23 protein-coding genes, 1 tRNA gene and 1 riboswitch are annotated in these 23,667 nt (G+C 70.6%); of the genes, 5 read left to right on the top strand and 19 right to left on the bottom strand.

Annotated features, from left to right (window positions below; genetic code table 11):
* Positions 1-8: 8 nt before the first annotated feature.
* The gene (locus ACQPYZ_RS19395; protein WP_433157690.1) at positions 9-632 is read right to left on the bottom strand and encodes a tetratricopeptide repeat protein; all 624 of its coding nucleotides are present in this window, start codon (positions 630-632) and stop codon (positions 9-11) included.
* 30 nt (positions 633-662) lie between these two features.
* Positions 663-1,607 (bottom strand): S1C family serine protease, encoded by a 945-nt coding sequence (locus ACQPYZ_RS19400; protein ID WP_433157693.1) that lies wholly within the window; start codon positions 1,605-1,607, stop codon positions 663-665.
* A 116-nt stretch (positions 1,608-1,723) separates the two neighbouring features.
* On the opposite strand from ACQPYZ_RS19400, the gene ACQPYZ_RS19405 reads away from it, so the two are divergent.
* Together ACQPYZ_RS19405 and ACQPYZ_RS19410 are read left to right on the top strand one after the other, a co-directional pair.
* The gene (locus ACQPYZ_RS19405; RefSeq protein ID WP_433157696.1) at positions 1,724-2,272 is read left to right on the top strand and encodes a TetR/AcrR family transcriptional regulator; all 549 of its coding nucleotides are present in this window, start codon (positions 1,724-1,726) and stop codon (positions 2,270-2,272) included.
* Between the two features lie 78 nt (positions 2,273-2,350).
* Entirely contained in the window at positions 2,351-4,522 is a 2,172-nt protein-coding gene (locus ACQPYZ_RS19410; protein ID WP_433157698.1) for an MMPL family transporter, read from the top strand.
* Positions 4,523-4,557: 35 nt separating this feature from the next.
* Here ACQPYZ_RS19410 and ACQPYZ_RS19415 read toward each other — a convergent pair whose 3' ends face one another.
* The 16 genes from ACQPYZ_RS19415 to dop all read right to left on the bottom strand — a co-directional run bounded on the left by ACQPYZ_RS19415 (position 4,558) and on the right by dop (position 20,980).
* Positions 4,558-5,337, bottom strand: coding sequence for a group I intron-associated PD-(D/E)XK endonuclease (locus ACQPYZ_RS19415; RefSeq protein ID WP_433157701.1), 780 nt, complete (start codon positions 5,335-5,337; stop codon positions 4,558-4,560).
* Positions 5,338-5,387: 50 nt separating this feature from the next.
* Positions 5,388-5,462: transfer RNA gene (locus ACQPYZ_RS19420), tRNA-Pro, on the bottom strand.
* A gap of 57 nt (positions 5,463-5,519) precedes the next feature.
* Positions 5,520-7,877: a sialidase family protein gene (locus tag ACQPYZ_RS19425; protein ID WP_433157704.1), complete on the bottom strand. Its 2,358-nt coding sequence runs from the start codon at positions 7,875-7,877 to the stop codon at positions 5,520-5,522.
* 83 nt (positions 7,878-7,960) lie between these two features.
* Positions 7,961-9,340: a ribosome biogenesis GTPase Der gene (gene der, locus ACQPYZ_RS19430; RefSeq protein WP_433157706.1), complete on the bottom strand. Its 1,380-nt coding sequence runs from the start codon at positions 9,338-9,340 to the stop codon at positions 7,961-7,963.
* Positions 9,333-10,061, bottom strand: coding sequence for a lysophospholipid acyltransferase family protein (locus ACQPYZ_RS19435; RefSeq protein ID WP_433157708.1), 729 nt, complete (start codon positions 10,059-10,061; stop codon positions 9,333-9,335). Before ACQPYZ_RS19435 ends, der begins: the two co-directional genes overlap by 8 nt.
* 115 nt (positions 10,062-10,176) lie before the next feature.
* Complete coding sequence (gene cmk, locus ACQPYZ_RS19440) at positions 10,177-10,863, bottom strand: (d)CMP kinase (RefSeq protein WP_433157711.1); 687 nt, start codon at positions 10,861-10,863, stop codon at positions 10,177-10,179.
* 39 nt (positions 10,864-10,902) lie between these two features.
* Positions 10,903-11,967, bottom strand: a complete 1,065-nt coding sequence (locus ACQPYZ_RS19445) for a prephenate dehydrogenase (RefSeq protein WP_433157713.1) — start codon at positions 11,965-11,967, stop codon at positions 10,903-10,905.
* Positions 11,964-12,332 (bottom strand): chorismate mutase, encoded by a 369-nt coding sequence (gene aroH / locus ACQPYZ_RS19450; protein WP_393159014.1) that lies wholly within the window; start codon positions 12,330-12,332, stop codon positions 11,964-11,966. The genes ACQPYZ_RS19445 and aroH overlap by 4 nt, the downstream gene beginning before the upstream one ends.
* A 34-nt stretch (positions 12,333-12,366) precedes the next feature.
* The gene (locus ACQPYZ_RS19455) at positions 12,367-13,236 is read right to left on the bottom strand and encodes a bifunctional 5,10-methylenetetrahydrofolate dehydrogenase/5,10-methenyltetrahydrofolate cyclohydrolase (RefSeq protein ID WP_433157716.1); all 870 of its coding nucleotides are present in this window, start codon (positions 13,234-13,236) and stop codon (positions 12,367-12,369) included.
* Between the two features lie 25 nt (positions 13,237-13,261).
* Positions 13,262-13,351, bottom strand: a riboswitch (ZMP/ZTP riboswitch).
* Positions 13,352-13,368: 17 nt separating this feature from the next.
* Positions 13,369-14,004: a GNAT family N-acetyltransferase gene (locus ACQPYZ_RS19460; protein ID WP_433157719.1), complete on the bottom strand. Its 636-nt coding sequence runs from the start codon at positions 14,002-14,004 to the stop codon at positions 13,369-13,371.
* A gap of 36 nt (positions 14,005-14,040) precedes the next feature.
* Complete coding sequence (locus ACQPYZ_RS19465) at positions 14,041-16,674, bottom strand: beta-N-acetylglucosaminidase domain-containing protein (protein WP_433157721.1); 2,634 nt, start codon at positions 16,672-16,674, stop codon at positions 14,041-14,043.
* A gap of 90 nt (positions 16,675-16,764) precedes the next feature.
* Positions 16,765-17,325 (bottom strand): NUDIX hydrolase, encoded by a 561-nt coding sequence (locus ACQPYZ_RS19470; protein WP_433157724.1) that lies wholly within the window; start codon positions 17,323-17,325, stop codon positions 16,765-16,767.
* A gap of 116 nt (positions 17,326-17,441) precedes the next feature.
* The gene (gene prcA / locus ACQPYZ_RS19475; protein ID WP_433157727.1) at positions 17,442-18,314 is read right to left on the bottom strand and encodes a proteasome subunit alpha; all 873 of its coding nucleotides are present in this window, start codon (positions 18,312-18,314) and stop codon (positions 17,442-17,444) included.
* 29 nt (positions 18,315-18,343) lie between these two features.
* Positions 18,344-19,186: a proteasome subunit beta gene (prcB, locus tag ACQPYZ_RS19480; RefSeq protein WP_433157729.1), complete on the bottom strand. Its 843-nt coding sequence runs from the start codon at positions 19,184-19,186 to the stop codon at positions 18,344-18,346.
* A gap of 8 nt (positions 19,187-19,194) precedes the next feature.
* On the bottom strand, positions 19,195-19,404 hold the full coding sequence (locus ACQPYZ_RS19485) for a ubiquitin-like protein Pup (RefSeq protein ID WP_433157732.1): 210 nt from the start codon (positions 19,402-19,404) through the stop codon (positions 19,195-19,197).
* Positions 19,405-19,459: 55 nt separating this feature from the next.
* Positions 19,460-20,980 carry a depupylase/deamidase Dop gene (dop, locus tag ACQPYZ_RS19490; RefSeq protein WP_433157735.1) on the bottom strand — a complete coding sequence of 507 codons (1,521 nt, stop codon included), beginning with the start codon at positions 20,978-20,980 and terminating at the stop codon, positions 19,460-19,462.
* Positions 20,981-21,053: 73 nt separating this feature from the next.
* On the opposite strand from dop, the gene ACQPYZ_RS19495 reads away from it, so the two are divergent.
* The 3 genes from ACQPYZ_RS19495 to ACQPYZ_RS19505 all read left to right on the top strand — a co-directional run bounded on the left by ACQPYZ_RS19495 (position 21,054) and on the right by ACQPYZ_RS19505 (position 23,169).
* Complete coding sequence (locus tag ACQPYZ_RS19495) at positions 21,054-21,569, top strand: NUDIX hydrolase (protein ID WP_433157738.1); 516 nt, start codon at positions 21,054-21,056, stop codon at positions 21,567-21,569.
* Between the two features lie 89 nt (positions 21,570-21,658).
* On the top strand, positions 21,659-22,279 hold the full coding sequence (locus ACQPYZ_RS19500; protein WP_433157741.1) for an RNA polymerase sigma factor: 621 nt from the start codon (positions 21,659-21,661) through the stop codon (positions 22,277-22,279).
* Positions 22,276-23,169: a hypothetical protein gene (locus tag ACQPYZ_RS19505; protein WP_433157744.1), complete on the top strand. Its 894-nt coding sequence runs from the start codon at positions 22,276-22,278 to the stop codon at positions 23,167-23,169. The genes ACQPYZ_RS19500 and ACQPYZ_RS19505 overlap by 4 nt, the downstream gene beginning before the upstream one ends.
* Before the next feature lie 96 nt (positions 23,170-23,265).
* Here ACQPYZ_RS19505 and ACQPYZ_RS19510 read toward each other — a convergent pair whose 3' ends face one another.
* The gene (locus tag ACQPYZ_RS19510; protein WP_433157747.1) at positions 23,266-23,631 is read right to left on the bottom strand and encodes a hypothetical protein; all 366 of its coding nucleotides are present in this window, start codon (positions 23,629-23,631) and stop codon (positions 23,266-23,268) included.
* Positions 23,632-23,667 lie beyond the last annotated feature (36 nt).

A 23,667-nucleotide genomic window follows, 5' to 3' on the forward strand; every position in this document is an offset into this window, starting at 1 on the left:
GTGGTCCGTCAGAGCTGGGAGCGGGCTTCCTCGATCTGGGCGGTGATCGTGCTCGCGCCGACGGAGGCCGCGAGCGTTGCGGCCTCGTCGGCCAGAGCTCGGGCCTCGTCTCCGGTGGAGAGGTAGATCAGGCCGACGAGGTTGGCGGCTACTCCGGCCGTGAAGCCGAGGGTACGCCGTAGCGCGGTCGACTGCTCGAGGAGCGTCCGTGCCTCGTCCAGGTTGCCGGCCAGGTGCGCAGCGATGCCCAAGTGGCGGAGGGCGTAGGAGAGCGTCAGCTGGTCGCCGGTCTTCTCCGCGAGCTCGCGGGAGCGGGTCAGCGCCTCGACGGCCGGCTCGGCGTCGCCCCGGACGACCTGGTGGAAACAGCCGATCCAGAAGAGTGCTTGGGCCTGGCCGCGCACGTCGTCCATCGCCTGGAAGAGCGCGAGCGCCCGCTCGAACAAGCCGAGCTCCCGCGGATCCTCCGTCCGGGTCTCCAGGAAGCGGCCGTGCAGCACCTTGCCCCGCGCGATCGCCAGCTCGGCCTCGGCCGCATCCAGCTCCCGATCGGCGACGGTCAGGCCGTCGTACTCCCCCCGGAAGATCGCCCGCTGGAACAACTCCCCGGCCAACCGCACTCGTTCGTCCACCTGGCGATCGTAAGCCGGTCGGGGTCGACCTCAGCGGTCGGTGAGCTCGGCCGGGAAGGCCACCACGTCGACCAGCGCGCCGTTGCGGATGGCTGTGATCTCGGTCCGCCGGCTGATCGCATCCTCGAACAGGAGCCGCTGCAGCGACTGCGCGTCCCGCAGCGGAACGCCGTCGATCGCGAGAACGAGATCACCCTGCCGCAGACCCGCCTGCGCGGCCGGGCTGCCGGTGATCACCTCGACGACCCGCAGCGCGGTCCGCTGGTCGAACCGTTCGGCGAGCTGCGGCCGCAGCGGGGCCGGCGTCGTGACCAGGCCGAGGTATGCACGCCGTACCCGGCCGTCGTGCAGGAGTGAGTAGATGATCCGGCGAGTGGTCTGGTTCATCGGGACCGCGAGACCGAGGCCGATGCCGGCGACCGCGGTGTTGATGCCGACCACCCGACCGTTGCCGTCGGCAAGCGCTCCGCCGGAGTTGCCCGGGTTGAGCGCGGCGTCGGTCTGGATGACGTCCTCGATCATCCTCGTCGCATTCCCGGTCCGCACCGGCAGTGACCGGCCAAGCGCGCTGACCACGCCGGCGGTCACGCTGCCGGCCAGTCCGAGCGGGTTGCCGACCGCAACGACCAGGTTCCCGACCTTCAGGTGGTCGGCGTCGCCGTACTCGGGCGGATCGGGAATGTCCCGGTCGGCGCGCAAGACGGCGAGGTCGGACAGTCGGTCCACGCCGACGACCCGGGCCTGCGCCGCCGTACCGTCGGCGAACTCGGCGGTCGCGTGCTCACTGCCGCCGACCACGTGGGCGTTCGTCAGCAGGTGGCCGTCCTCGGTCAGCACCACGCCGGATCCGGACGAGTCGCCTCGCCGGCTCGCGATCCGCAGGCTGGCGACCCGCGGGATCAGGTGTTCGGCCACTCCCGAGACCACCCGGGAGTAGGCGTCCAGTACGTCGTCCTCAGCAGTGTCGTCGGCCATCTCCGCCTCCCGATTACAGCATTACACCGCAAGCAAATCGAGGACAGTGCGTGAGCCGGGCCACAAACCTGACCGATCGGTTGAAAACTGGCCGATCGGTCAGGACCATGGCTGACATGGCAGTCACCACCCCTGCCCGGGAGCGCACGCGGCACGAGATCGTGCGGCAGGCGATGGACCTGTTCCAGGCCAAGGGCTACAACGCGACGTCACTGCAGGACATCGCGACCGCGGCCGGCTGCTCGAAGGCGACGGTGCTCTACCACTTCAACGGCAAGCCCGCCGTGCTGGCCGCCGTACTCGAACCGGCCGCGGCGGACCTGGCCGCGCTCATCCGGACCGTCGACGGGCTGCCGCGGGCGGTCGCCCAGGAGATCGCAATCCACCAGTTCACCGAGCTCGCGGTCGTGCACCGCGGCGTCATCGACGTCATCCAGGACGTCCTCCCGGTGATCGAGGACATGCCGGAGATCGCCGGGCTGGTCGCCGACGGCATGAAGCTCACCGGCTTCCTGGCCGGCTCCGACGATCCGCTGGAGAACGACCTGGCGATGTTCGCGATCAACGGACTCCTCGGCGAGTGCCGGCACCCCGGCGAACGCACCGACGACGAACTCCGCCGCCTCTGCGACATCGCCCTCCGGCGCCTGTTGAGACCCGCCTGAAGACAGCCGCTCACTCGCCCCCGCACCCCGCCCCGACACCCGCCTAGTTCCCCCCTGCACACGAACGGACGCTTCTCGATGGCCAACCTGCTCTACCGGCTCGGCCGGTTCTCCTATCAGCGCCGGCGCCTGGTCGCCGCCGTCTGGGCGGTGTTCCTCGTCCTCCTCGGGGTCGGCGCACTGACCCTCGGCGGCAAGACGACGAACACCTTCTCGATCCCGGGCACCGAGTCGCAACGCGCCCTCGACGCCCTGAAGACCGAGCTGCCCGCCGCCAGCGGCGCCTCCGCGACCGTGGTGGTGAAGGCGCCCGACGGCAGGACCCTCGCCGACCCGGCCGTCAAGGCAGCCGTCGGTACGACGGTGGCGCAGGTCGCCAAGGTGCCGGAGGTGATCGGCGCGGTCGACCCGTTCACCAGCAAGGCGATCAGCCCCGACGGCACCACCGGCCTGATCAGCGTCCAGTTCGCCAAGCCGGCGGACGAGTTGGCGAAGACCACCACCGAGGCGTACGACGAACTCAGCGGCCTCAGCTCCGGGGAGCTTCAGGTGGTCCCGGGCGGCCAGGTCGTCGGCGGCGTACCCGAGGTCGGGGCGACCGAGGTGATCGGGGTCGCGATCGCGGCCGTCGTACTCGTCGTCACCTTCGGCTCGCTGGTTGCCGCGGGGATGACGCTGCTCACCGCGCTGCTCGGCGTGCTGGCAGGAATGGCCGGGCTGTTCCTGGTCACGGCGTTCGCCGACGTGTCGTCGACCGCGCCGATCCTGGCACTCATGCTCGGCCTGGCGGTCGGGATCGACTACGCGCTGTTCATCAGCTCGCGGCACCGGACCCAGCTCGCCGAAGGGATGGACGAGGAGGAGTCGGTCGGGCGGGCGACGGCGACCGCGGGTTCGGCGGTCCTGTTCGCCGGCGCGACCGTGGTGATCGCATTGGCCGGGCTGAGCGTGGTCGGCGTACCGTTCCTCACCGCGATGGGGCTCGCGGCCGCGGCGACTGTGTTGACGGCGGTGCTGGTCGCGTTGACCTTGCTGCCCGCGCTGCTCGGGTTCCTCGGGCGGCGGATCCTGCCGCGCAAGCTTCGGAAGGCCGCCGTGACCGCGCCCGTCGAAGGGTTCGGGTTCCGGTGGGGCCGGTTCACGACGCGGTTCCGGGTCCCGATCGTTGCTCTCGGCATCATCGGGCTCGGTCTGCTATCGATCCCGGTCAAGGACATGCAACTGGCGTTGCCGGACGGCGCGTCGGCGGCGGCCGGCAGCAACCAGCGGGTCGCGTACGACCTGACGGCGGACGCCTTCGGGCCAGGCGCCAACGGTCCGCTGGTGGTCGTCGTGACGAGCGACAGCGCCCAGACTGCCGGCGCGCTGGTCCAGCAGGTGCTGGCGAAGACCCAGGGGCTCGACGACATCGTCGCGGCGCAGCCCGGTCCGGCGAGTGCGGACGGGTCGACGCGGCTGCTGCAGGTGATCCCGGAGAGTGGCCCGGCGAGCGAGCAGACCGCGGACCTGGTGAAGAACCTGCGGAACGCCGTACAGCCGCTGGCGACCGGTGACGCGTCGATCTCGGTGACCGGCAACACAGCCGTCGGCGTCGACGTGTCGAATAAGCTGTCCGACGCGTTGCCGACGTACCTGCTGCTGGTGATCGGGTTGTCGTTCCTGCTGTTGCTGCTGGCGTTCCGGTCGTTGCTGGTGCCGTTGAAGGCGACGCTCGGGTTCGTGCTGACGATCGGCGCGACGTTCGGGATCACGGTCGCGGTGTTCCAGCAGGGCTGGGGCGCGGAGCTACTCGGCGTGGACGCGCCCGGTCCGCTGGTCAGCTTCCTGCCGATCATCATGATGGGCGTGCTGTTCGGGCTGGCGATGGACTACGAGGTCTTCATCGTGTCCCGGGTCCGGGAGGAGTTCGTGCACGGCAAGCCCGCGACCGACGCCACCGTCGAGGGCCTGGGCCACGGCGCCCGAGTGGTCACCGCGGCGGCGCTGATCATGGCGTCGGTGTTCGCCGGCTTCATCTTCGTGCACGACCCGATCATCAAGGCGATCGGCTTCGGCCTGACCATCGGCGTCCTGATCGACGCGTTCGTCGTCCGCATGACCCTGGTCCCGGCGGTCCTCAGCCTCCTCGGCCGCCACGCCTGGTGGTTCCCGAAGTGGCTCGACCGCCTGACCCCCAAGGTCGACATCGAAGGCGAAACCCTCCGCGTCCCCCACCACCCCGACCCCAGACCCCTGGAAAAGGTCCACTAACCACACCGAGGGGTGCCGGCCACCACCGGCATCCCTCACCGCATCAGACTCGAGGCATCACCGACTCGGTACGGCGAGTAGGTCTCGGCATCGATCGCCACTCTGCCCGCGACGACGGAGCTGGGGATGATGTAGATGCTCCCGTCGCCGAGCAGGACGAAGAACAGGTCGAGCGAGTCCGGGTCGTACGGCATCTTGCCCGCCGACTTGTCGAGTGCGTACGGGCGTCGTCCGATCCCGACGTTCCAGCGCCCATGGCCGTTGCGGGAAGCACACGACTTGACCTGCACCCGCTGGACACCCTTGGCAGTCGTCACGAGCAGGTCGTACTCCTGAGGCTCCACCGGCAGCGCAACCGCGCACCCGCGCAGGCTGAACCAGGCCATCGCCACCGCCGAGGCTGCATAGCGGAGGCTTTCCGGCCGCGTCGGCTCATCGAATACCTCCGCCGGCGTCGCCGATCGGTCGAGCTTCTTCAGATGCGTGTAGTCCAGACCCAGCCGGACTGCGTGTCCCTTGACCCGCACCCGGTTCTCGCCGTTGTCGATCACCCCGAGACCGGCGAGGACGTCGGCCCAGCAGCTCGAACCGAGCACCACGGCGCGGAGCTGACCGTCCGACCAGCGACGCTGGCCGGTGAAGTGTGTCGCGTCCAGCCCGAGACGGTCAGCGTGGCGCTTGAGCGTCCGGATCACACCCGCCGACGTCGCCTTCAAGCCCAACGACCGGGCAACCGCACGCCACGATCGGTTGCCGGCCACGGCCTCGCGCAGCTGGACGTCGTTCCAGGTGCGCCGGTCTCGTGTCGCTGCCATGGGACGAAAATAGAGCGGGGCACCGACAAAAATCGGTGCCCCGCTTCGGGTCGGGCTGGGGAGATTTGAACTCCCGCTCTCCGGTCCCCCAGACCGGCGCGTTAACCAAGCTACGCTACAGCCCGCCGCTCACCCCGAACGGGCAAGCGGGGTAAACCTTACCGCATCTGGTGGGGTGGTTTTTACCGGGTTGGGAGGGTGAGGGTTCGGGACCAGATGGTGGCGGTGGGGGGTTTGTTGTGGGACCAGTCGGCGCCTCGGTCGCCGAAGGTGAGGAGGGTGTTCGTGTCCAGGGGTACGGCGCTGCCGTTGGCGGAGTTGCGGTAGTCGACGGTGGTCGGGGTGGTCCAGGACAGGCCGGTGCCGTCGTTCGAGATCGACACGGACTGGCCGGGGCGGCCGTAGTAGAGGACGAGGCGGCCGTCGGGCATCGGGACGAGGTTCGGGTACACGCCGGTGATGGTGAGACCGTTCGCCGCGCGGAGCGGGATGGGCGCGGACCAGGTGCGACCGTGGTCGACGGATCGGGACACGTACATCGGCAGGTAGCTGCCGGTGCGCATGACAGCGAGGAACGAGCCGTCTGCGACCCGCTGGATCGCCGCTTCGCTGAAGCCTTCGCCGGGGTGATTCGGGCTCACGGCAACGGTCGATAGTGTGGTCCAGGTGAGCCCGCCGTCCGTCGACCGCAGCATCAGCTGGCGGTACTTCGGATCGCCCTGGAAATACCCGTACGCCGACTGGTACAACGTCCCGTCCGCGTCCTCGACGACGGCGTGAACGAGCACGAATCCGCCCAGCGTCCGGCCCGGCCGGCTGCTGTGCGGGCTGATCGGCCGCATCGGCTGCGGCGTCGTCATCGTGCCGACCCGGATCGATTCCCAGGTTCGCCCGCCGTCGCGGGAGATCGTCGACTCCACGTCCGCGCTCCGCTGACCGGGGCGCATGAACGTGTGGTACGAGATCGCGAGCAGATCGCCGTTCCGCAGTCGGGAGAGGTTGTAGGACTGCGCGTCTGGCATCGGGTTGCGCGCGTCTTGCCGCAGCCACGTCACCCCCGAGTCCGGTGAGGTCGCCAACCGGGTCCCGGTGCCGGTGCTCGAGTCGGCGTGCGCGGCGTACGTCACCAGCGTCTCGGCACCGGTGGTCACGGACCCGTGCGGCATCTGCAGGAGGGAGCCGGTGACCTGCTCGACAGTCACAGCCGGCCCGACCCCCACGTCGCCGGGCGGCAGCACGGCGGGTGCGGCGCCGACGGACAGGTCGTCGAAGTACACGTCATCACCCGTGGTCGCGGTGCCGTAGCTGGAGAGCTCGAAGCCGGTAACGTCGACGACTCGGCGCATCCCGATCGGTCCCGCGGCCGCCGCGCGGACGCCGTTCACCAGGATCTCCACGGACTCCTGATCAGCAGCGGCCCGGACCTGCACCGAACTCCACGCGCCGACGCGGACCGCGCCCGGCGTACTCACGGTCGTCCACGCGAACCCGTCGTACCACCGCAGACTCCCGTCCGCGACGACCGCGAGATGAAAGACGACCCGCGGATCGGCGAGGCCCTCGAAGTGTCCGCGCAGCGACACCAGGAAGCCGTTCCTGAGCACTGCTGGGTACGCCGCGAATCGCAGGTCGATCCCCCGTTGCGGCACCGCGGGACACGAGACGACGGTCTGCCGATTGGCCGCCGGATCGTTCAGCCGCAGCGACCGCGATCCCGTGCGCGCGGCAACCACGGCGGCCGCCTTCCCGGCCGGCGTGATGCAGCCCGCCGGTACGCCGCCGACCGGCTCGGACTCGAAGTCGCGGCCGGCCGTCGTACTGATGTCGTCGAAGAGGACGCGGTCGCCTTGCGGGACGGTGCCGTGACTCGCGAACTGGTACGCCGTGATGCTCGCAGCAGCGCCCGCCTTATACGCCGTACCTACGAGCGTCTCGCCGACGAAGACCTCGGCCGTCTGCTGATCCGCGTCGATCCGCACCGCGTTCGACGCGCCCGTCCGGACAGTGCCTGGCGGAGCGAACTGGGTCCACCGGCTGCCGTCGTACCAGTGGAAAGAGCCTTCGGACGTCACGCTCAGGTGGTAGACCTGCGTCGCGCCGCCGAGGAGCGTGATCAGGAAGCCGTTCGGCAGGCTCGTGGGGTACGCCGAGAACCGGAACGACGTGCTCGGTCGCGGATCCACCGGGCAGGTGACGACCGTGTGCGCGGATGCGGACCGGTCGTCGACAAGCAGCGCTCGCCCGGCTCCTTGCGCGCTGACGACTGCGGGCGCCTTGCCGGCCGGCGTCGCGCACCCCGACGGCACCTGACCAACCGCCTCAACCTCGAACGACCGCACCGCCGCCTCAACCTCGAATGACCGCACGGGCGCCTCGTCCTCGGCGGTGCGCACCGACGCCGCGACCGGCTCGCCCCCGAAGGCTTGCACCGACGCCGCGACCGGCTCGACACCAAGGCCCGGGGCCGCCGGACCGGCCCCGACAGAGCCGGCGCCAAGCAGGCCGGCAGTCAGCGTGAGGGCGACAAGGAAGGGCTTCACGGGCGGCCTCCGGGCTGCGGGTCGACGACTCGCAGCCTGCAGGAGGCAGCTGCCCGGTGCTACCTATTCGAGGGCAGCCGAAATCAGCGCTTCTTGTTCTTCTGCCGGGCCCGGACCTGTACGTGCACCGGGCTGCCGACGAACCCGAAGTCCTCACGCAGCCGCCGCTCGATGAACCGCTGGTACGACGGCTCGAGCTGGCCGGACGTGAAGATCGCGAAGGTCGGCGGCATCGTCGTCGCCTGGGTGCCGAACAGGATCTTCGGCTGCTTGCCGGAGCGGACCGGGTGCGGGTGGGCGGCGACGAGCCGGCCGAGGAACGCATTCAGCTGGCCGGTCGGGACGCGGGTCTGCCAGCCGTCCAGCGCCGCCTCGATCGCCGGCACCAGCTTCTCCATGTGCCGGCCGGTGAGCGCGCTGATGTTCACCCGCGGCGCCCAGCGGAACTGGACCAGGTCGCGGTCGATCTCGCGCTCGAGGTAGTAGCGCCGGTCCTCGTCGACCAGGTCCCACTTGTTGTACGCGATCACCAGCGCCTTGCCGGCCTCCTCGACCGCGTTCATGATCCGCAGGTCCTGCTCGGACATGGTCTCGGACGCGTCGATCACGACCACCACGACCTCGGCCCGCTCGATGGCCGCGTTGGTCCGCAGGGAGGCGTAGTACTCGTGGCCCTGGGCGTTCTTCACCTTGCGGCGGATGCCGGCGGTGTCGATGAACCGCCACTCCTTGCCGCCGAGCGTGATCAGCTCGTCCACCGGGTCGACCGTGGTGCCGGCCACGTCGCTGACGACGACCCGGTCCTCCTTGGCGACCTTGTTCAGCAGCGAGGACTTGCCGACGTTCGGCTTGCCGACGATGGCGACCCGGCGCGGCCCGCCGGCCTCGCCGTCGCGCTCCGGCGGCGCCTCGGGCAGCGCGGCCAGGACCGCGTCCAGCAGGTCGCCGGTCCCCCGGCCGTGCATCGCCGACACCGGGAACGGCTCGCCGATGCCGAGGCTCCACAGGTTCATCGCCTCGGACTCGATCCGCTGGTCGTCCACCTTGTTGGCGGCCAGCACGACCGGCTTGCCGGACTTCCGCAGGACGCGGACGACGGCCTCGTCGGCATCGGTGATCCCGACGGTCGCGTCCACCACGAACAGCACCGCGTCGGCGGCGTTGATGGCGACCTCAGCCTGGGCCGCGACCAGCGCGGCCATGCCGACGGCGTCCGGGTCCCAGCCGCCGGTGTCGACCACGGTGAAGCCGCGGCCGGCCCAGTTGGCGTCGTACGACACGCGGTCCCGGGTGACGCCCGGGGTGTCCTCGACGACGGCCTCGCGGCGGCCGATGATGCGGTTCACCAGCGTGGACTTGCCCACGTTCGGCCGGCCCACGATCGCGAGCACTGGCAGCGGGCCGGTGTCCTCGCGGTCGTGGGTTGGCTCGGCATAGTCGTAGCCGGTGGGCAGGTCACTCATCAGGATCCTTCGTGTCTGGCGCGCCCGGGAGCGGGTGGCCGGTTTCCTCGACGGCCGCCCTGACATGGGCCCGCAGCACGTCGCCGATCTGGTCGGCAACCGCTCGTACGTCGGAGTGCCTCCGAGGAAAGGGTACGCGGTCGATGGTGAACGGCTCGCCGTAGACCACGTCCACCCGGCTCCCCGCGGGCGGGAATCGCTCGACGTCGCCGTGCGGCAGCCGGGTCCCGAGCAGCGCGACCGGCAGGATCGGCGCGCCGGTCACCATGGCCAGGTAGGCGACGCCGGTCCGGATCCGGCTGAAGTCGCCGGTCCCCCGGGTCCCTTCCGGATAGATGTTCAGCACCCGGCCGTCGCGGAGCACCTGGATCGACTGCCGGACCGCGCGGACGTCGTACGCCGACCGGTCGATCGGGATCTGGCCGATCCGCCGCAGGAACCGGCCCTGGAGCCCGCCGAACGCCTCGATCTTCCCGAGCTGGTGCAGCATCCGGGGTGCGATCGCGCCGAGCAGCGGCCCGTCGAGCAGGCTGAGATGGTTCGGCGTCATCAGCACCGGCCCGGTCCGCGGGAAGAGTTCCTCGTGGTAGATCGTCAGCCGGTACCTGCGGCGGAAGTAGGGTTTCGCGAGTCCGCGGGCCGGCAGCGCGAAAAGGTACGGCAGCCGGGGCAGGTCGTCGGTGCGGGGCAGCTCCAGGTGCCCGGTCAATTCAGCGGTCATGGGGCCTCCCGGCCTGGACTGAGGAGCGCAGGGAGCGAAGCGACCGGAGCGACGAGGGAAGGCCGGGAGTCAAAGCCCCATGACCCGCCGCGCCGGAGGCGTGGCATCAGTACAGTCATGACTCCCGATGGCGCGGAGCGGCCTCGGCCTCCTTCGCGAGTCGGCTGATCACGTCGACGACCTCCTCCAGGGACAGATGGGTCGAGTCGACGGTGACGGCGCCGTCCGAGGCGACCAGGAACTGCGAGACGGTCGCGTCGTCGGCGTCCCGCCGGACGATCTGGTCGCGCAACTGGTCGGCGGTGACCGCGCCGGCGGTCAGCTCGGCCCCGCGCCGCGCCATCCGGGCGTCCTGGTCGGCGGTCAGGTGCACCTTCAGCTCGGCGTCGGTCGCGACCACGGTGGCGATGTCGCGGCCCTCGACCACGATCCCGCCGGTCGGCTGGGCGTCGTCGATGATGGCCCGCTGCCGCCGGATCAGCTCCTTGCGGACGTCCAGGTTGGTGGCGATCTTGCTGACGCTCTCGCTGATCCGCGGCTCCCGGATCGCGGTCGTCACGTCGACGTCGTCGGCGATCACGTACTGGTCCGTGGGATTCGTGCTGATCTCCAGCCGCAGCTCCCGCGCACGCTGCGCGACGACGGCCGTGTCGTCCAGGTCGAGACCGTGCTCGAGGGCCGACCAGGTCACCGCTCGGTACGTCGCACCGGTGTCGAGGTACCGCAGTCCGAGCCGGGTGGCGACGCCCCGGGCCGTGCTCGACTTACCGGACCCGCTCGGGCCGTCCACAGCGATGATCATGGCCCAGAGATTACCTCCGGCCGGGGACACTCCCGGCGCCTACCGGTGCACCACCCAGCCGCGCTCGGTCAGGACCTCGACCAACTGGTCGACCGAGCCGGGCTTGACCGCCAGCTCGACCTCACCGACCGGGCGGCCCGGGCTGTGGTCGATCCGCAGGTCCTCGACGTTCGCGCCGGACTCGGCCGCGTCCGCGAACAGCCGCGCCAGCTGTCCCGGCCGGTCGGGGATGGTGACCAGCACGGTGACCAGGTCGATGTGCGGCGCGCCGTGCTTGCCCGGCACCCGGACCGCACCCGAGACCCCCTGACCGAGGATCGTGGTCAGCTCGTCGGCGGCCTCTTCCTTGCCCAGAGCAACGAGAACGCGGTCCAGCTCGCCGCGGATCTGCTCCAGCAGGCCGGTCAGCGCGGCCGAGTTCGCCGACACGATCTGGGTCCACAGCTTCGGGTCGCCGGCCGCGATCCGGGTCACGTCCCGGACGCCCTGACCGGACAGCTGCAGGTGCGAGTGCGGCGCGTCCACCAGCGTGCCGGCGGCCAGCGCCGACATCAGGTGCGGCAGGTGCGAGACCCGGGCGACCGCGAGGTCGTGGTCCTCGACCGACAGCTGGACGGTCCGCGCACCGGAGGCCTCGGCCAGCCGACGGACGAGCTCGACCGCCTCCGGCGCACTGGTCTCGTGCGGGGTGATCGCCCAGGTCGCGCCGTCGAACAGGTCGGCGCGGGCCGCGAGCGGGCCGTTCCGCTCGGAGCCGGCCATCGGGTGACTGCCGACGTACCGGCTGAGGTCCTTGGTCAGCCGGGCGGCGTCGGCGAGCGGCTTCGACTTGACGCTGGCCGCGTCGGTGACGATCGCGTCGGTCTGCTCAAGCTGCTCGGCGACCACTTCGCCGACGTGATCCGGCGGTACGGCGACCACGACGAGCTGCGGCTCCAGCTGGACCAGCCGGGAGCCGGCCCCGATCCGCTCGGCCATCAGCGCGTTGTCCGGGTCGGCGTCGACCAGCTCCACCACCACGCCCAGCCGGGCCAGCGCCAGGCCGATCGACGTACCGATGAGTCCGGCGCCGACGATCCGGACCGGACCGCGCAGCTCGGTCACTGGGCGCCTGTCAGGTCGGGACGCAGAGCGACCGCGCCGTGCAGGTAGACGTGCTGGATCTTCTCCCGCGACCGCGACGACTCGGCGTGCACCATCATCCGGACCACCCGCGGCAGCGCGTGCGGGACGTCGATCTCCTGCATGCACATCAGCGGTACGTCGGTCAGCCCGATCTGCCGGCCGGCGACGGCGGGGAACTCCGAGTGCAGGTCCGGCGTGACGGTGAACAGGATGCTGATCAGGTCCTCACGGTCCAGATCGTTCGCTTCCAGGACCGCCTTCACCAGCTCGGCGGACCGCTCGAGCAGGTGCTCGCGCTCGTCCACCTCCAACTGGGTGGCACCCCGGATCGCCCGTACCGCCACGTGCCTGCCTCCTCGCGTTCGCCTACCCCCAACCCTAGGTCAGAGTAGTCAGAGAGTGGACAGCCGTCTCGGATTGTGCCTGCGCCGCCGCGACGGTCTGCTCCAGCAGCAGCGCGATCGTCATCGGCCCGACCCCGCCCGGGACCGGCGTGATCAGACTCGCCACCGCGGCCGCCTCGTCGAAGTGGACGTCCCCGACGTTGCCCTCGTTGTAGCCGGCGTCGACCACGACCGCGCCGGGCTTCAGCCAGTCGCCGCGGACGAAGTTCGGCTTGCCGACCGCGGCCACCACGATGTCCGCCGTCCGGACGATCCCGGGCAGGTTCGTGGTCCGCGAGTGCGTGTAGGTGACCGTCGCGTTCGATGCCAGCAGCAACATCCCGGCCGGCTTGCCGAGGATCGGGCTGCGGCCGATCACGACCGCGTGCGCACCGGCGATCGGTACGTCGTACGCCTCCAGCAGCCGGAGGATGCCGCCCGGGGTGCACGAGCGGAACCCGGGCTCACCGAACGCCATCGCGGCGAACGCGTGCATCGTGACCCCGTCCACGTCCTTGGCCGGGTCGATCGCCTCGAACGCGGCCCGCTCGTCGATCTGCGCCGGCACCGGGTGCTGCAGCAGGATCCCGTGCACGGCGGGGTCGTTCGAAAGCTCGTGCACCACGGCGACCAGTTCGGCGGTCGTCGTCTCCGCGGCCAGCACCACACTGCGAGAGGCGATCCCGGCCTTCTTCGAGCGGTTCTGCTTCATCCGCACGTACGTCGCCGACGCTGGATCGTCACCCACGAGCACAGTCGCGAGGCACGGCTGGACGCCGGTCCGCTCCCGCAGTACCCGGGCCCGTTCCGCGGCCTCGGCCATGATCTCGGCGGCGAGGTCGGTCCCGATCATCAGGTTGGTCATGGCGGCGCGCTCCTTCGGGCATCGGCTGAGGTGCCCAGGCGCGCGGCGAGGCCGGATTCTCCGGCAGACCGTTCCCCGGTGGTCCTCCACCTCAACGCCAGTCGCGGTCCGCCCACCAGCCTAGGCGATGGCTCAGCTGATGAAGAACGAGCGGCATTTCTCCAGGCCGGTGATCTCGACCTTTCCGGCCGGCTTCCAGTCCGCGCGGGTCAGCCGGAGGCGGTCCGAGATCACCGGGCGACCGTGCAGCACGTCCACCGAGATCCCGTCCGGCCGGTAGCCGAGCTTCCGGGACACGCCCTGCGAGCCGGCGTTGTCCTGGAAGACCTCGGTCAGCGCGGCCTCCGCGCCCAGTTCCTCGAACGCGAGGTGCAGCAAGGCCCGGCGCGCCTCGGTCCCGTACCCCTGGCCGTGGTACTCCAGCCCCAGCCACGACCAGGTCTTCACCTCGCGCAGGATCGCGAAGTCCCAGCCACGCAGCGCGACGATGCCGATCGGCGTCCCGTCCCGGAACACGCCCAGCGGCATCTCCCAGTCGTCCGGCCTCCAGGAGGACATCGAGCCCCAGAACGCCTGCACCACGTGCCGGCCGCGCTCTTCGGGCGTCCCGTTGGTCCACGCCCGGAGGAACGGCTGCTCCCCCGGCTTGTGGACACCGGCGGCGGCCACGTCGGCGAGCGCAGCGAGCTCCTCCTCGTCCGGCAGGCGCAGGACCAGGCGGTCGGTGGTCAGGGTGAGGTGGCGCAGTGGCCAGTGGTCGCTAAGCACCGGCCCATCGTGAAGCCCTGTCCGCCTCCCGGCAACCTATTTGACGACCGTGCGAGGGATCACCTCGTGCACCTGCGGAGGTACGGCGCCCGCCGCCCAGCTGATCCGGATCGCCTCCACCTCGGTCTTGGGAACGGCGACCTCGGTGTAGGCAGCGTGCACCTTGCCGGCCTGCTGCCATCCGGCCGCGGTCTTCACCTCGAGCCGCCCGGCTGCGGCAGCCGCCTGCAGCACCGTGATCCGGTCCAGCGTGCGCGGGCTCGACAGGGTGACGACCAGCGCGTCACCCTCGCCGGGCGCCGTAGCCGCTCGGTACGCGGTCGACACGTCGTGGTCCACGGCGTCCGCCAACGCCGAGCCTTCCGCCGGCGCCGGCGTACCCGTTGCTGTGAGCACCAGCTCGGAGCCGTCCGTCACCTCGACCGTGAACTCCCGGACCACCAGCCAGTACGACGGGTTGTCGGCCAGCGCGCGGTAGCGCACGTACCGTGCCGTCACGTCGGCGGTGAAGCGCACCTCGGCCGTCGTCGCCCGGGTGAGCTCGGTCCAGCTCGAACCGTCGGTCGAGTACTCCAGCACGCCGGAGTGGATGAAGTCCTGCGGACTGCCCGGCTTCCCCATCAGTACGGCGAGGTCGCCGATCGCCCGTGGTGCGCCGAGGTCGACCCGGATCTCGTCCCCGGCCGTGGGCGCGCCGTTGCTCCAGAAGAACGTCGACTCGTCCCCGTCGATCATCCGAGCGGGGACGTTGTCGGCGTACGTGCCCAGTGAGCTGGACGCCGTACGGCCGGGCTCCAGGCCCATCCACTGGTCGTGGATCCGGCCGGCCTCGGTCAGGAACGCGTCGGCGACGCCTTCGCCGATCCGCGGGTAGGTGTTGGCGTGCGGCAGGCGGACGTCACGGATCGCCTTCGCCCGGGTGACCAGCTCGTCGATCCGTTGCCTGCTCTTCCAGGCGGCCGCACCGTTGCCCTCGGCTACTTCGTCGAGCAGGCGCAGCGATCGCTGGAGCGCCTCACCCCAGAGCACGGTCGCGTCGAGCCAGGCCTTGGCCTCGTCCGCGAACGCGGGGTCGTCCACACCGCGCCTGATCTGCCCGGGGGCCCGCTCGATCGCCTCGAAGTACGGCCGGAGCTGCTTGATCGCGCGGTCCTCGTGCCCGGCCCGCCACGTGTCCCAGAACGCGGCCGTGCGAGCGGCCAGCACCGGCGCACTCTCCGGATGCAGCGTCGAGTCGTAGGTGTTCAGGTCGGCGAACACGTCCAGCGCGGCGATCGTCGCGCGGTCTCCGCCGGCGCGCTCGGCGATGGCGCGGTGCCAGGACGCCTGCTCGTCGTACGTCGCCGGGTTCCAGCCGAGCTCGGCGAACGAGTACAGCGCGAGCTTGCTGACCGCGGCCTGGTTCATCGGGTTCGAGATCACGCCGGCGACGTGCTCGGCGATCCCCGGCTCCCGGCCGCTGTAGTCGGCGAGCAGCAGGCGCCCGGCCGCGTAGTCGTTGACCGGGTAGTTGTCCCAGATCAGGATGTCGTGCCCGAACACCGCCTTCGCCTCGGCCGCTTGTGCGGTCGTGATCGTGCGCGGGACGACGCCGATCCCGGTCCAGTGCACGACCACCGCGCCGTCGAGCTGCTCCCGCAACGCCTTCTTGTACGGCGTCTCGGTCACGTTGTAGTACTCGGTCGGGACCATCTGCAGCGGGGCCAGGTCGGGCTTCGACGCGACCCATTCACGCTGGATCCGGTTCAGCAACTCGCTCTGCGCCTGGCCGGCCGCTCCCCCGCCGGTGCCGTACTTCTCCCGGTCCTCCGGGCAGTGCCAGGTGTTGTAGTCGATGTCGTCCAGCGGCACGTTGAACGCCCGCGCGCCGAGCGCGTACAGCGCCTCGAACTTCGCGACCAGCGCCTGGTAGTCGCTGTCCGAGGTGTAGCAGACCGACAGGCCCGGCGAGAGCGCGAAGGTGAAGTCGACCTTGTTCCGCCGCGCGCGCTCGATCAGCTCACCGAGCTCGGCCAGCTTGTCGGCCGGGTACGGGTCGCGCCACTGCTCGCGGTGGTACGGGTCGTCCTTGGGCGCGTACTCGTAGGTGTTCATCCGGTGGGCGCCGAGGTAGTCGAGGTGATCCAGCCGGTCGGCGTGCGACCACGGCGTGCCGTAGAAGCCCTCGATCGAGCCGCGGTAGCGCATCGTCGGCCAGTCGCGGATCTCGACGCCGTCCACGCGGTTGCCCTGAACGAGCTGTGCGAACGTCCGGGCCGCGTAGTACGTGCCGTCGGTGTCCACGCCGTCGAGGACGACCTGCCGACGGCCGACGGCGACGACGTACCCCTCGTCCGGCAGCCCGGCGGCCGGCTGCACGTCCAACTCGCTCAGCGCCTGCTCGTTGCCACCCAGCCAGATCGTCACGTCCCCGGGCCGGTCCCGGACCGTCCGTACGCCGGCCCGCTCGAGCGTCTCGCGGACGACGCGCTCGGCGTCCGCGTCGGCGGTCGGGCCGTGGACGAGGCCGACCGTCCGGCCGAGCGGGAACCCGTCCTTGCGGCTGACGGTCTGCTGAGGCTCTGGCGTCACCGGCGCGGCCCCTCTCGAACTGGCGGCCGCCGACGCGGCCGGAACGGACAGGAGCTGAGCGGTGAGCAGCAGAATCGCGGGGAGGACGACGCGGCGCATGAGCAACTCCTCGGGCGGAAGGCGTTTGCTACCGTCCATCCACTCAGTGCGCAGACCTGCACGTCAAGGGCGCGACGTGACCAGTTCCAGTCAGAGTAGACCGGCGTGGTCGAGGGCGAGGTAGGCGGCGTCGATCCCGGTCATCGCCCCGGGCGTCCGCAACTCGGCCCGGAACTGCTCCACGGTCAGCTCGACCGGCACGCAGTCCTCGAACTCGTCCAGCGCCTGCTGCCCGTCCGGCCGGCAGCCGCGCGCGATCCCGACGTACTTGCGGTAGACCGACGACGCCTGGGTCCACTGCCACCCGACGACGTCGAACGAGTCGCAGCGGTAGCCGGTCTCCTCCTCGAGCTCCCGGATCCCAGCGACCGCAGGGTCCTCCCCTGGCTCGATCAGCCCGCCCGGGAGGTTCGTGACCACCTGGTCGGGCCCGGCCCGGAACAACCGGATCGTCACGATCCGCCCCTCCGGCGTCAACGGCAGCACGGTGATCCCGGAGGTGATCCCGGCCGCGGTCTTCGGACCGAACACGTCCCAGTCGACCTCACGCCCGTCGGGCAGCCGGTACCGCCGGCGGCTCACCGTCAGGAACCCGTCGAACCCCGGCTGCTCCCCCAGCAACACCCACGCCGCCGGATCCGTCGGCGTCAACTGCGCTCCCACATCCGCGCGTCCAGCCGTGGAGCGGCCGGACGCGCGGGTCGCAGAGGGGATCGGAGTGGCCGTGCTCTCGGCAGCGGCCGGATCGCGATCCGTCGACCGGTCGGTCACAGCGGACGGTCGTCGTCCGGGTCCTCGGGCGGGGCCACCGGTACGTCGTCCTCGGCCGGCGCCACCGGGCTGTCGTCGGCCGGCGCGACCGGGGCATCGTCGGCGGCCGTCGGCGTCGTGTCACCGTCGGCCGGCGTCTTGGCCGCGGGCTCCGTCGGCGTGGTGTCGGGGCGGGACTCGGACAGGATGCGCGCGAGCGTCTCCTCCGAGATGCGCTTGAACTTGCGCACCTGCGTCCGGGTCCGGTCCAGCACCGCGACCTCGATCTGGTCCGGGGTGAGCTCGCGGACCTCGTTGCTGTCGTGCCCGAGCGCGTCCACCGCGAGCCGGAGCGCCCCGGCCAGCGAGATGCCCTCCTGGTAGTGCTCGCCGACGTAGTCCGCGACCTGCTCGGCCGGCCCGCCCATCACGGCGTACCCGCGGACGTCCGCGATCGAGCCGTCGTAGGTGAGCCGGTAGATCTGGTCCTCGGCGGTGCTGGCGCCGATCTCGGCGACCAGGATCTCCACCTCGAGCGGCTTCTCGCCGCCGGAGGAGAAGATCGCGCCCAGCGTCTGCGCGTAGGCGTTGGCGAGCGCCCGGCCGGTGACGTCACGCCGGTCGTAGGAGTACCCGCGCATGTCGGCCAGCCGGACGCCGGCGATCCGCAGGTTCTCGAACTCGTTGTACCGGCCGACCGCGGCGAACGCCATCCGGTCGTAGATCTCGGCCACCTTGTGCAACGCCGGCGACCGGTTCTCCGCGACGAACAGGATGCCGTCGGCGTACTGCAGCGCGATCGCGCTGCGGCCCTTGGCGATGCCCTTGCGGGCGAAGTCGGCCCGGTCCCGCATCAGCTGTTCGGGCGAGACGTAGAACGGAACGCTCATCGAAGGTGTCGTCCTCTATCAGTCGATGGTCAGGTCAGGGACGCCGAGGCCGGGCCGTCGGGACGCCGGTGCCGCTCGGCCCAGGCGCGGTCGACGATGTCGGCCACGTCGTCCTCGGGCAGCCGCTGGTAGCCGTCCGCGGTGACCACGCCGACCACCGGGAAGATCCGCCGCAGCATGTCCGGCCCGCCGGTCGCCGAGTCGTCGTCGGCGGCGTCGATCAGCGACTGGATCGTCACCGTCGCGCAGTCGGTCGCGGACAGGTCCTCGCGATAGAGCTTCTTCAGCGCACCCCGGGCGAACAGCGACCCCGAGCCGACACTGTGGAAGTGGGTCTCCTCGTACCGCCCGCCGGTCGGGTCGTAGGAGAAGATCCGGCCGCCCTTGATGTCCTCGTCGTAGCCCGCGAACAGCGGGACCACGGCCAGGCCCTGCATCGCCATCGCCAGGTTGCCCCGGATCAGCGCGCTCAGCCGGTTGGCCTTGCCGTCCAGGCTGAGCGTGGTGCCCTCGAGCTTCTCGTAGTGCTCCAGCTCCACCTGGAACAGGCGCACCATCTCGAGCCCGAACCCGGCCGAGCCCGCGAACGCGACCGCGGAGTACTCGTCGGCCGGGAACACCTTCTCGATGTCACGCTGGGCGATGATGTTGCCCATCGTGGCCCGCCGATCGCCGGCCATCACCACGCCACCGGGGAAGGTGGCCGCGACGATCGTCGTACCGTGCGGGACGTCGGCGGAGAAGTCGGCCGACCCCAGGCTGCGCCGTCCCGGCAACAGGTCGGGCGCGTGCCCGGCCAGGAAGTCCATGAACGACGAGCCGCCCGGGGTCAGGAAGGCTTCCGGCAACCGGCCGGAGGCATCGAATGTCATCGAGCGGTTCACTCCCCACCCTTTTGCACGAACCCGCGGACGAACTCCTCGGCGTTCTCCTCGAGCACCTCGTCGATCTCGTCGAGAATCGAGTCGACGTCCTCGTCGAGCCGCTCCTTGCGCTCCTGGACGTCCTCCGACGTCTCGACCTGCTCGACCTCTTCCTCGGTCGAGGAACGCCTCGGCTGCTTGTGCTGCTGCCCGCCGTCCTTCGCCATTGCACACCTCCTAGAACCGCTGGGAGGGCCGCCCAACCGACCCTCAATAGCGACCCTACCCGGCGGCACCCCCAGTAATGGTGCGAACCAGGTCACTCGCGGTGTCGCACTGGTCCAGAAGCGCTCCGACATGGGCCTTCGTACCGCGCAGCGGGTCCAGCGTCGGGATGCGCTGGAGCGACTCCTTGCCGGGCAGGTCGAAGATCACCGAGTCCCAGGAGGCGGCCGCGACCTGCGGCGCGTACTGCTGCATGCAGCGGCCGCGGAAGTACGCCCGGGTGTCGGTCGGCGGGTGCGAGACCGCCATCCGGATCTCCTCGTCGGTGACCAGGCGCTGCATCCGGCCGGCCTTCACCAGCTTGTAGTAGAGACCCTTGTCCGGGCGCAGGTCGGCGTACTGCAGGTCGACCAGGTGCAGCTTCGAGTCGTCCCACTCCAGGCCGTCGCGGTCGCGGTAGGACTGCAGCAGCTTCAGCTTGGCCACCCAGTCCAGCTGGTCGGCCAGCTTCATCGGATCCGTGGCGAGCTGGTCGAGCACCTGCTCCCAGCGGTGCAGCACGTCCTTGGTCTGCCGGTCCGCGTCGTCGCCGTACTTGTCCTCGACGTACTTGCGGGCCTGCTCGAGGTACTCCGTCTGGAGCTGGACCGCGGTCAGCTTGCGACCGTCCTTCAGCGTCATCAGGTGCGTGCAGGTCGGATCGTGGCTGACCTCGTGCAGCGCGGTCACCGGGCGGTCCACGCTCAGGTCGTCGGTCAGCCAGCCGTCCTCGATCATCGACAGCACCAGGCTGGTCGTCCCGACCTTCAGGTACGTCGAGATCTCGGACAGGTTCGCGTCGCCGATGATCACGTGCAGCCGGCGGTAGCGGTCCGGATTCGCGTGCGGCTCGTCCCGGGTGTTGATGATCGGCCGCTTCAGCGTCGTCTCCAGGCCCACCTCGACCTCGAAGTAGTCGGCCCGCTGGCTGATCTGGAAACCGTGCGCGGTGCCGTCCTGGCCGATCCCGACCCGGCCTGCGCCGGTGACCACCTGGCGGCTGACGAAGAACGGCGTCAGGTGCCGCACGATCGACGCGAACGGGGTCGACCGGCGCATCAGGTAGTTCTCGTGCGAACCGTACGACGCGCCCTTGTTGTCGGTGTTGTTCTTGTAGAGATTCAGCGGCGGGGCGCCGGGGATCTGCCGGGCCTGCCGGGCGCCCTCCATGATCACCAGCTCGCCGGCCTTGTCCCAGACCACCACGTCCCGCGGGTTAGTGGTCTCGGGTGCGGAGTACTCCGGGTGGGCGTGGTCGACGTACAGCCGGGCGCCGTTGGTGAGGATCACGTTGGCCAGGCCGGTCTCCTCGTCGGTGAGCTGGCTGGAGTCGGCCACCTCCCGGCTGAGGTCGAACCCGCGCGCGTCCCGCAGCGGGTGCTCCTCGTCGAAGTCCCAGCGCGTCTTGCGCGCGAGCGGCTGCGTCTGGGCGTAGCCGTTCACCACCTGGCTCGAGGTCAGCATCGGGTTCGCCCCGGGCTGGCCCGGCACCGAGATCCCGAACTCGGTCTCGGTACCCATGATCCGCCGAACACTCATGGTGTCGAGCCTACGCGGTACCGGCGGTGAAAGCCGTTGCCGTGTCCACAGGGTTACGTGTGAAACTTCCCGGGTGGACGAAATCGTGGCGATCCTGGACGAAGACAACCGTGTCAGCGGGTCGGCACCGCGGTCGGTGATGCGCCGGGACAACCTGCGGCACGCCGCGACCGGGGTCCTCGTCCGGAATCCGGCCGGTGACATCTACGTGCACCGGCGGACCGAGACCAAGGACGTCTTTCCCGGCTGTTACGACTTCTCCGCGGGTGGTGTCGTAGCCGCCGGCGAGGAGCCGTACGACGCCGTCGTACGGGAGCTCGCGGAGGAGCTCGGCATCACCGGGACCGAGCTGGTCGCGCTGCCCGAGGGCGACTACGCCGACGCCTTCACGAACTACCACGCGTACCTCTACACGTGCGTCTGGGACGGCCCCATCACCCATCAGCCCGAGGAGGTCTCCTGGGGCGCCTGGATGTCCCCTGAGGACCTCGTACGGCGCCTGGACGAGTGGAACTTCGTCCCCGACACCGCGGCGCTCCTGGGCCCGTACGTCCGAAGCCTCGTCGAAGCACCCTCCGGCCCTGCCTAGCGCCAGCCGGAGTGTGATGCAACCTTCGGGCAGCCGGCCGGTCATTACCCGACGTGAACATCATCCTGACTGACGATACGGAGCCGGTCTTGGCGACGGAATCCGCGGGCCTCGGGTCACCGATCGATCCCGACCCGGGCTCCGACCCGGAGCTGTGGGAACGATTGCGGGCCGGGGACCACCACGCACTGGGTGAGTTGTTCGACCGCTACGCCGACGACGTGCACGCCTTCGCGTTCCGGCGTACCGCCTCCTGGAGCGCGGCCGAGGACGTCGTCCAGGCCACCTTCCTGAACACCTGGCGGCGGTTCGAGCGCAACCCACCCGGTCCGCTGACCGGTCCCAGCGCCCGCGGCTGGCTCCTGATGGTGGCCGCCAACGAGTGTCGAACCCTGTTCCGTACGGCGAGCCGCGTGCGCAGACTGCTCGATCGCCTGCCCACCCCAGGCGTCGACGACGATCATGCCCCCGAAGTCGCTCGCCGCCTCGACGACGAGCGCCGCATGTCCGCGATCCGCCGCGCTGTCGCCAAACTTCCCCGGCACGAGCGGGAGACCCTCGAGCTCGTCGTGTGGTCCGGTCTCACGATGACCGAGGCCGCAGACGCACTCGGAGTACCGGTCGGGACCGTGAAGGCCCGGCTCCACCGCACCCGCCGCCGCTTCCCCGACCTGCTGACCCGCGTCGCTCTCAACGAGGAGCTCTCATGAACATCCAGCTCGAACCGCCCTCCGTCCCGCCGCTGACCGCCGCCGAGCGGGCACGCCTCCGCAACCGAGTGATGGACCGGACCCGCCCCGCTCCCTACATCGCGTCGCGCCCGCTCGGACGCCGCCTGGCGCCCGTGGCCGGCATCGCAGCCGTGGCAGCTGTCGTGGCCGGCACCCTCGTGATCACCAACGGGCCGTCGGACGATGCCGGCGTCGCGGGACAGGCAGCGCCGGATGCCAAGGTCGGTATCGACCGCGGCGCTGTGCCCCAGGAAGACCTGCGCAAGCTCGTGTCCGAGTGCACGTTCCCCGACGAGAAGCGGCCTACCGAGGTGCTGTGGAGCCGTCAGGTCGAGGGCATCACCCAGGACAGCCGGACCCTGGTGGCGCTGGCGCGGAACACCAGCCTGCCTGCCGCTCCCCCGGCCACCACACCCCCCAGCCGTACGCCGGGGGTGTATCCCCGCGGGCGGGTCGCCGGCAGGATGAGCGAGGGGTTGCAGCTCGGCTACCGGTTCTGCTCGGTGCGGCTGCCGGCGTCCCACGAGCTGGGCGCGATCGGCGAGGTCACCCGGATTCCGGATGCGGTGTGGCAGGCGAAGCCGACCCCCCAGCGCGGCCTGGTGACACTCGGCGGAAACGGAGGCCACCTGACCGCGAATCTACGCACCCTGCAGGCCTCGAACCACTACCGCGTCCTGCCGGAGGTCGCGACGGTCGAGGCCCGGTACGTGCTGAAGGATCGATCCGGCCCATGGACGAAGGGTGTCGTCGCCGACGGGTTCGCCTACACCCAGGTCCAGGCGTCCGGCCACTTCACCAACGGTCAGCAGCTCCGCACCGAGGTCCGTGCCTTCGACGCCCGAGGCAAGCAGATCCCGATCGGCTAGCGGCGCCGGGCACCGGCGGTCCGGGCGTGGTGGTCTGCCGACCAGGCCGGCCCAGCAGACCACCACGCCCACCAGGTTGGTGGGAGCGGGAGTGGCCTAGTCGGAGTTGCGGCGGTTGGACCGCCAGGCGAAGTTGATGCCCACCAGGCCGGCCCAGCTGATCAGCATGCCCGGCAGTCCGGTCATGTCGGCGGCGATGGCGGAGATCGGGATCGCGCAGGCCACCGAGACGATTGCCAGCGCCAGGCCGCCCGGGTCGGAGCCCTCGCGTCGCTTCAGGCCGACCGCCTCGAGCATCTGGTCCTCGCGCCGGTGCTGGAGGTCCTGGGTGTGCCGCTGGGCCTCCCGCGCGTCCAGCTTCGCCAGGAAGCTGTCGATGATCTCGTCCTCGTACTCCGGGCCGAGCTCCCGCCGCGCCTCGACCGCCGCGCGCAGGTCCTTCCGCCCCTCATCCGTCGCCATACCTGCAGGGTAGGCCGGAAAGGGCCGTCCTGGGAT

Source organism: Kribbella sp. CA-247076, assembly GCF_050942445.1.
Classification (GTDB): domain Bacteria; phylum Actinomycetota; class Actinomycetes; order Propionibacteriales; family Kribbellaceae; genus Kribbella.

Excerpts from the sequence above, each read along its gene's own strand:
- ACQPYZ_RS19405 (WP_433157696.1), top strand. The coding sequence starts at position 1,724 with ATGGCAGTCACCACCCCTGCCCGGGAGCGCACGCGGCACGAGATCGTG.
- dop (WP_433157735.1), bottom strand. The coding sequence starts at position 20,980 with ATGAGTGTTCGGCGGATCATGGGTACCGAGACCGAGTTCGGGATCTCG.
- ACQPYZ_RS19410 (WP_433157698.1), top strand. The coding sequence starts at position 2,351 with ATGGCCAACCTGCTCTACCGGCTCGGCCGGTTCTCCTATCAGCGCCGG.
- ACQPYZ_RS19485 (WP_433157732.1), bottom strand. The coding sequence starts at position 19,404 with ATGGCGAAGGACGGCGGGCAGCAGCACAAGCAGCCGAGGCGTTCCTCG.
- ACQPYZ_RS19455 (WP_433157716.1), bottom strand. The coding sequence starts at position 13,236 with ATGACCAACCTGATGATCGGGACCGACCTCGCCGCCGAGATCATGGCC.
- cmk (WP_433157711.1), bottom strand. The coding sequence starts at position 10,863 with ATGATCATCGCTGTGGACGGCCCGAGCGGGTCCGGTAAGTCGAGCACG.
- der (WP_433157706.1), bottom strand. The coding sequence starts at position 9,340 with ATGAGTGACCTGCCCACCGGCTACGACTATGCCGAGCCAACCCACGAC.
- prcA (WP_433157727.1), bottom strand. The coding sequence starts at position 18,314 with ATGAGCGTTCCGTTCTACGTCTCGCCCGAACAGCTGATGCGGGACCGG.
- prcB (WP_433157729.1), bottom strand. The coding sequence starts at position 19,186 with ATGACATTCGATGCCTCCGGCCGGTTGCCGGAAGCCTTCCTGACCCCG.
- ACQPYZ_RS19505 (WP_433157744.1), top strand. The coding sequence starts at position 22,276 with ATGAACATCCAGCTCGAACCGCCCTCCGTCCCGCCGCTGACCGCCGCC.
- ACQPYZ_RS19465 (WP_433157721.1), bottom strand. The coding sequence starts at position 16,674 with ATGCGCCGCGTCGTCCTCCCCGCGATTCTGCTGCTCACCGCTCAGCTC.
- ACQPYZ_RS19435 (WP_433157708.1), bottom strand. The coding sequence starts at position 10,061 with ATGACCGCTGAATTGACCGGGCACCTGGAGCTGCCCCGCACCGACGAC.
- ACQPYZ_RS19400 (WP_433157693.1), bottom strand. The coding sequence starts at position 1,607 with ATGGCCGACGACACTGCTGAGGACGACGTACTGGACGCCTACTCCCGG.
- ACQPYZ_RS19415 (WP_433157701.1), bottom strand. The coding sequence starts at position 5,337 with ATGGCAGCGACACGAGACCGGCGCACCTGGAACGACGTCCAGCTGCGC.
- ACQPYZ_RS19510 (WP_433157747.1), bottom strand. The coding sequence starts at position 23,631 with ATGGCGACGGATGAGGGGCGGAAGGACCTGCGCGCGGCGGTCGAGGCG.